This window comes from Pseudomonas rhodesiae (assembly GCF_007858255.1).
Lineage (GTDB): Bacteria > Pseudomonadota > Gammaproteobacteria > Pseudomonadales > Pseudomonadaceae > Aquipseudomonas > Aquipseudomonas rhodesiae.
Window position 1 is genome coordinate 195,825 of record NZ_VFEU01000010.1, and the last position, 6,467, is coordinate 202,291.

General features: G+C 64.0%; 6 protein-coding genes. 2 read left to right on the forward strand and 4 right to left on the reverse strand.

The annotated features are described in order from the left end of the window. Positions 1-70: 70 nt before the first annotated feature. From FIV35_RS16855 to FIV35_RS16870, 4 genes are all read right to left on the reverse strand, one after another. Entirely contained in the window at positions 71-997 is a 927-nt protein-coding gene (locus FIV35_RS16855; RefSeq protein WP_034137835.1) for a pyridoxamine 5'-phosphate oxidase family protein, read from the reverse strand. 80 nt (positions 998-1,077) lie between these two features. Beyond that, a complete protein-coding gene (locus tag FIV35_RS16860) occupies positions 1,078-1,944 on the reverse strand; it encodes a LysR substrate-binding domain-containing protein (protein WP_034137836.1) in 867 nt (288 codons plus the stop codon). Then, positions 1,944-2,864 (reverse strand): LysR family transcriptional regulator, encoded by a 921-nt coding sequence (locus FIV35_RS16865; protein ID WP_034137837.1) that lies wholly within the window; start codon positions 2,862-2,864, stop codon positions 1,944-1,946. Before FIV35_RS16865 ends, FIV35_RS16860 begins: the two co-directional genes overlap by 1 nt. A 9-nt stretch (positions 2,865-2,873) precedes the next feature. Further along, the gene (locus tag FIV35_RS16870; RefSeq protein ID WP_034137838.1) at positions 2,874-3,506 is read right to left on the reverse strand and encodes a glutathione S-transferase family protein; all 633 of its coding nucleotides are present in this window, start codon (positions 3,504-3,506) and stop codon (positions 2,874-2,876) included. Positions 3,507-3,736: 230 nt separating this feature from the next. Here FIV35_RS16870 and FIV35_RS16875 point away from each other — a divergent pair, with 230 nt between their 5' ends. Further along, entirely contained in the window at positions 3,737-4,813 is a 1,077-nt protein-coding gene (locus tag FIV35_RS16875; protein ID WP_034137839.1) for an aldo/keto reductase, read from the forward strand. A 181-nt stretch (positions 4,814-4,994) separates the two neighbouring features. Further along, a complete protein-coding gene (locus FIV35_RS16880) occupies positions 4,995-6,200 on the forward strand; it encodes a DUF1835 domain-containing protein (protein ID WP_034137840.1) in 1,206 nt (401 codons plus the stop codon). The last annotated feature ends 267 nt before the right edge of the window (positions 6,201-6,467 follow it).

The window sequence follows — 6,467 nt, forward strand, 5'->3', positions numbered from 1 at the left end:
CCCACCACAGAAGTCTCACCCTTCACACCTGGCCCGCTGCTCATCCTATTTGCAGTTGCCACAGAAACGATCACACCATCGCCAGACTGAACGGCGAGAACTCCGCAAACCGCCAGCGCAAGGCCAATGCCGCCGGGCGCCGAACCCTGTGCTCCACGGTCACTGTCCACACGCGCTGAGCGCCTTCGAACAGCGCCACTTGCGGCCCGTCCAGGATCAGCGTGGTGCGCCCGACAAGCTGCAACACATCCCCCGTGTCGAAATCGATAAACAACAGCCCTGCCACCGGGTTGGCCGCCAGGTTGCCCAGGGTGTTGAAGAACAGGTTGCCGGCGTAGTCAGGAATGGTCAGCACGTTGCCGTCGACGCGCACGAAACCGGTATTGCCGCCCCGGTGGGAAACGTCCACCGCGCGCTCGCTGCCGGTGTCGACGTAACTGGCGACGAAGAAGGTGTCGGCGTTGCGAATCAGGTGCTGCGCGGCGGCATCCAAGTGATCGTAGCGCTCAACCGCACTCCCCGGTTTGCGGGCGACGCCTTCGACCGGGCGCAATTGGATGTACTTGGGGCAATTACCGAAGGTGTGCACCACCTCGATCGACAATCCTTCGTGGTCAAGAGCGCCGATGCGGCCGTTCATGCGATTGCGACGACGGGTATTGAGGTCGATGCCGAGTACGCCCACCGACGCGCCCTGATGCAGACCCGCACGGGCCGGATCGCCCGCCGAGGGCAGGCTGTCGATCTGCAAGCGCTGCGGGTCGGGCGAATGCACAAAGCCCGGCGCACCTTCCACCAGGGTCGCCCAGGGAAGGCCTTGCGTATCCACCGCGCCCAGCACCAGGTACGGCAGCAAGGGGTAGAAATCCCGGTGCTGTTCGGGCAAGTGGTCGCGAATCACCTTGGGCCCGACCATCGCCATGCGCTCTGCAACGCCGGCGCTGTGCTGCATCTGCCGTTCGCCGGCATGCCAAGGGGACTGTTCGATCGGGTTCATAGGGCCACCTCCAATTAGGGATAGGCGAATGCTGCGCCCCGATACGCGACGGGGGAATCACCACCTCCGGCAATCCACTGTTACGCCAACTGAAATGCCGGATGCCCGCGCAGCGCGCTCACACAGTGTTCGACAAAACTGCGCACGCGCATCGGCGCCTGCCTGCCCTCGCGGTACACCACCTGCACCGGCAGCGGTGGTCCGTCGAAGTCCGGCAGCACACGGCGTAGTGCGCCGCTGAGCAAATGCTCATGCACCGGATAACTGAGGCACTGCAACAATCCAGCGCCCTGTACGGCGGCATTGATCGCGCCTTGCACCGTGGAGCAGGCCAGACGCGCGCGGGTGCGGAACGGGTCGTGGGGGGCGGGGCTGGCGATCAAGCGATGCTGCTTGAGTTCATCGGGGTGGTTGGGGTCACCGTGGGCAGCCAGGTAATCGGGGCTTGCGCACAGAATGGGTCGCACCTGGCCCAAAGGTCGCGCGATCAGCGCTGAGTTGGGCAATTCGCCCACCAGGATCGCCACATCCAGCCCCTCCTCGTGCAGGTTAGGGTGAGGGTCCTGATAGCGCACCCGCAAGCGCATGTCGGGGTAGTTCGCCAGATAGTCGGCCAATACCGGCGCCATCACGTAGCGGCTGAACAGTAACGGCAAACACACCCGCAGGCTGCCCTGAACCTGCATCTGCAAGCCCTTGGCCGAGGCTTCGGCGGCGTCGACGGCGGCCAGCAACCGCACGCAATCGGCCAGGTAGGCGGCGCCGGCAGTGGTGAGGCTGACGCCGCGGGTGCTGCGCTGCAACAACGCCACCCCCAGACGCGCCTCCAAACGGGCAATGGCGCGCACCAAGGTCGGGCCGGAAACCCGTGCAGCGCGCGCCGCCGACGCCAGGCTCGGTTGCCCGGCCAGCGCGGCGAACAGCTGCATGTCGCGATAACGCTCCATCAAAGCGAGTGCCGGTGGGACGGGTTCAGCGCAGCATCCTGGCTCAGGCGCTGGCTGAGAAAGTCGACAAAGGTGTTGACCCTGGCCGGCACGCGCCCACGGTTGTGGAACACCACCTGGATCGGCAGCGGCGGCGGCTCGAAGGCGTCCAGCACAATCTCCAGCTCACCGGCCGCCACCGCCGCCGCGACCTGATACGACAGCACCCGCGTCATCCCCCAGCCCAGCCGCGCCAGGTGGATCGCCGCGTTATTCGCCGAGACCACCAGGCGTGGGGTAATCGGCACCGTCAGCGAGCGACCGTCGTCGACGAATTGCCATTCGCTGACCACTTGGCTGGCGGACGAGGTGGCAATCGTAGCCTCGCGCAACTGCCCGGGATGTTCGGGCCGGCCATGCCGCTCCAGATAGCCCGGTGCAGCACACACCACGCGGCGCACTTCGCCGACTTTTAGCGCCTGCTGCCCCGGCTCATGCAGATGGCCAATACGCACGGCCACGTCGACACCTTCATCGGCCATGTTCACCACACGATCGACCAGCAGCGCGTTGATCGTCACCTGGGGGAATCGGTCGAGGTATTCGCCCAGCAGCGGCGCCACATACAGCTCGCCGAACAGCACCGGGGCGGTCACCGTCAGGTGGCCCCAGGGGCTGGCGTAACTGCCCGCCGCCGCCTCCTCGGCCTCGTCCAACTCGGCGAGGATGCGTCGGCAATCTTCCAGATAACGCTGGCCGGCTTCAGTCAGGTGCAGGCTGCGGGTGGTGCGCGCCAGCAGCTGTGTGCCGAGGCGTTGTTCCATTGCGGCGATGGCACGGGTCACGCTGGGGGGCGACGTATTTAACCGCCGTGCTGCCGCAGCGAAGCCCTGCTCCTCGGCCACCGCCAGAAACACCTGCATTTCATGAAATCGGTCCATTGACGCTCCCTAGCTCGATTGCAAACCGACGGCTGTGCGCGGCATACCGACAAAACCCGGCAGGGCTTCGATGCGCCCCAACCAGGCGCGTACCTGAGGGTAGTCGGCCAACGACACATTGCCTTCCGGCGCGTGAGCTACGTAACTGTAGAACGCCACATCGGCAATGCTCGGCTGCTCGCCCACCAAAAACGGTGTCTGACTCAGTTGCTGCTCCAACAGGCTCAACAACCCATGGGCGCGGCTGATGGCCAACGGCGCATCCACATCGGCGCCAAACACCACCGCCAGCCGCGCGGTGGCAGGCCCTGCGTGCAGCGGCCCGGCGGCGGCCGACAGCCAGCGCTGGACCCGCGCCTGCCCCACCGGGTCACTCGGCAGCCATTGGCCGTTACCGTATCGGCTCGCCAGGTACATCAGGATCGCATTGGAATCAGCCAGCACCACGCCGCCGTCATCGATGGCCGGCACCTGACCGAAACTGTTGACGTTGGCCAGAAACGCCGCGCTTTTATGCGCGCCTTGCTTGAGGTCGACCAGGATAAATTCACTGGGCAGCCCCAACAGCGACAACATCAGCTCGACTCGATGGGAGTGGCCGGACAACGGAAAACCGTAGAGTTTGATCGCAGGCTGAGACATGACAGGCTCCAAAAAAAGTAGTGGGTAGGCAGCGCCGACCATCTTCCAGCGCTGCTGCCACCGATGGAATCACCACGCTTCACAATCGAGCATTTCATCTGGCGAAACAATGCCCATCCACATATATCCAGCACAGCGATGCAGGCGTATCGAGGTTTCATGGAAAAAATTCAAACTATCGCCAGCTGCACGGCTCAGAACTTCACGTTCAACGTTTAGCAGGAGGCGACATGCAGTATCGACAACTGGGCCATTCGGGTCTGCTGGTATCCGAAATCATACTGGGCACCGTACCGTTTGGCGGCCGCGCCGAGTTTGAGAAATGCGGCAGCGTCGACGTGCCCCAGGCCAGGCGCATGTTCGACATCGCGTTCGACGCCGGGGTAAACATGGTCGACACCGCCGACCTCTATTCCCATGGCTTGGCCGAGGAAGTGGTCGGCAAGGCGCTTGGCGACAAGCGCAACGACATCCTGCTGGCCACCAAAGGGCGCAGCCCGGTGGACAACAACCCGAACAACTCCGGCTCGTCGCGCTATCACTTGATCCGAGCCTGTGAAGCCAGTTTGAAGCGCCTGGGCACCGACCATATCGACCTGTATCAGCTGCACAACTGGGACGGTATGACGCCCATCGAGGAAACCCTCGAAGCCCTGCGCTTGTTGGTGGGTTCGGGCAAGATCCGCTATTTCGGCACCAGCAATTTCACGGCCTGGCAAATGATGAAAACCCTGGGCAAAGCTGAGTTGCACGGCATGCTCAAACCCATTACGCAACAGATCTACTACACCCCGGAATCCCGCGAGGCCGAGTACGAATTACTGCCGCTGGCCCTCGATCAGCACGTGGGCACCCTGGTGTGGGGACCGATGGGCGAAGGTCTGTTGACCGGCTCCACCCGCCGAGGGCAAAAGCCGCCGGCCAATACCCGCCAGGGCAGCGACTGGCCGGAACCCTACGTGCATGATCAGGAGCGCGCGCTGGACATCATCGAAACCCTCGCCTCGGTAGGCGACGAGCACGGCGTCTCGGTGGCGCGTACGTGCCTGGCATGGCTCAAGGATCGTCCGGGCATCACCTCGCTGATCGTCGGCGCGCGCACCGAGGAACACCTGCGCGATAACCTGGCGGCCACCGAGTTGAAGCTCACCGAGGCGCAATCCTCCCGCATCGAAGCCGTGACACGGCGCCAGCCGTTGTACCCGTACTGGCACCGCTTCACTGCCGGGATCGATCGCTTTGATCCGGCCGAACAGCCGTTCCTGGCCGAACACCGCAAGACCCTGGACGCGCGCCAGGACAAGTGAGGCAAGGCGGCCCTCTGCGCGAGGGCCGCCTTGCAATCGCCTACCATGCTGCCTATATTTGCGGCCTGGCGCGATCCACGCCACCTTCCGCGGAAAGGGCTGCGCCCAGGACACCGCAACACCCATCCGATTGCTACGACTCCCCACCTGACAGCGGAAAAAGGTAAGCCCAGGAGCTCGTATGTCGCCACTTCCTATCACCTCCACCACCGATGGTCGCCTCAACCTTGAGCAGCAGCGCAAGCGCGCCAAGGAATTGCTGCCGCAGCTCAAAGCCCAAGACCCCGGTGCGACCTTGTCCCAGGCCCAATGGCAGATCGCCAAGCAGTTGGGGTTCAGCAGTTGGCCCAAGCTCAAGGCCCATGTCGACGCCCTCGACTTTGCCGCGCGCCATCCCGATTTCCACGCCAGCGACGAAGCGCGCACCACCCATTGGCGCTGCGGCAGCGACATCGCCCACACCTTGCAACTGGCCGGCTTCCAGGGCCAGTTCCGCATGCTCACCGACCCGCTGTGCATGGGCCCGGTACGCGACCTGCCCGCCGAGGCGTTTCGCGCTCTACGCAGCGCCTTTATCAGCCAGGCCTTCGCCCTGGACTTGGCCACCGTGGCGCGCCGGGTCGACGATGAATACCAGCAATTACAGGCGCTGGCCGACGACACGCCGAGTGTGTTGTGGTGCGAAGCGGACGCGTATGACCAGCTGTTCCTGATCCGCGTCCTGGCCAGCCTGGACCGTGCTCCGCGCCAATTGGAGTTGATTGAAGTGGCGCAGATTCCAGGCGTCGAACGCTTTATCGGCATCGGCCAACTGGCCCCGGACGTGCTCGCCTGGCTGTGGCCACAGCGGCGCTTGATCGGTGACGACGCGGTGCAACTGGCCAAACAGGCCTGGTCGGCCTATTGCGATCCGTCACCGCTCAAACTGGCGCAACTGGCACACGCCTATCACCCCGCCCTGCCCTTGCTGGGCCCGGCCTTGTTGCGTCAGTTGCAAGAATTGCCTGGCGCCCAGGACGGCCTGTCGCTGACCGAACGCCTGGCCTTGACCAGCCTCGCCGACACCGGGCCCATGCCCTTCGGGCGTGTATTCGCCGACCTGATGGCCAAGCGCGAACCACTGCCGTTTCTGGGGGACATGATGTTCCATGCGCTGCTCCGCCCGCTCATCGATGGCGCGCAACCGTTACTTACCGAAAGCGCAACACAACTGGAATGGCCCCGTCGCGTGCTGACGCTGACGCCCCTGGGCCATCAGGTGCTCAGCGGCCAAGCCTATTGGCCCGACCACGCCTCACACGAACGCTGGGTCGGCGGCACTTGCATCCGCCCCGGCGAGCCACATTGGGTGATTGACCATGCGCTGCGGCCGCTCTGGAAGACCTGAGAAAATAGGTTTTTTTGTGGTGAGCGGGCTTGCCCCGCGCTGGGCTGCGAAGCGGCCCCAAAACCAAGCCCCTCGGTGTGCCCGATAAAAACACAGTGTCTGAAGTGGGGCTGCTTCGCAGCCCAGCGCAGGGCAAGCCTGCTCATACATGGACGCCCCCAGTATGCCAAGCACTCAATTCGTGAAAACACAGACGGGATAAGGTTGCAGCCATACATCCGGACTTTAAGTGAGGCGGTGCCTCTGTCCCTGATGGAATTCGCTGAT

What these genes read in the sequence shown, in the direction of transcription:
- FIV35_RS16855 (WP_034137835.1), bottom strand. Translation starts at nt 997, where the DNA reads ATGAACCCGATCGAACAGTCCCCTTGGCATGCCGGCGAACGGCAGATG.
- FIV35_RS16860 (WP_034137836.1), bottom strand. Translation starts at nt 1,944, where the DNA reads ATGGAGCGTTATCGCGACATGCAGCTGTTCGCCGCGCTGGCCGGGCAA.
- FIV35_RS16865 (WP_034137837.1), bottom strand. Translation starts at nt 2,864, where the DNA reads ATGGACCGATTTCATGAAATGCAGGTGTTTCTGGCGGTGGCCGAGGAG.
- FIV35_RS16870 (WP_034137838.1), bottom strand. Translation starts at nt 3,506, where the DNA reads ATGTCTCAGCCTGCGATCAAACTCTACGGTTTTCCGTTGTCCGGCCAC.
- FIV35_RS16875 (WP_034137839.1), top strand. Translation starts at nt 3,737, where the DNA reads ATGCAGTATCGACAACTGGGCCATTCGGGTCTGCTGGTATCCGAAATC.
- FIV35_RS16880 (WP_034137840.1), top strand. Translation starts at nt 4,995, where the DNA reads ATGTCGCCACTTCCTATCACCTCCACCACCGATGGTCGCCTCAACCTT.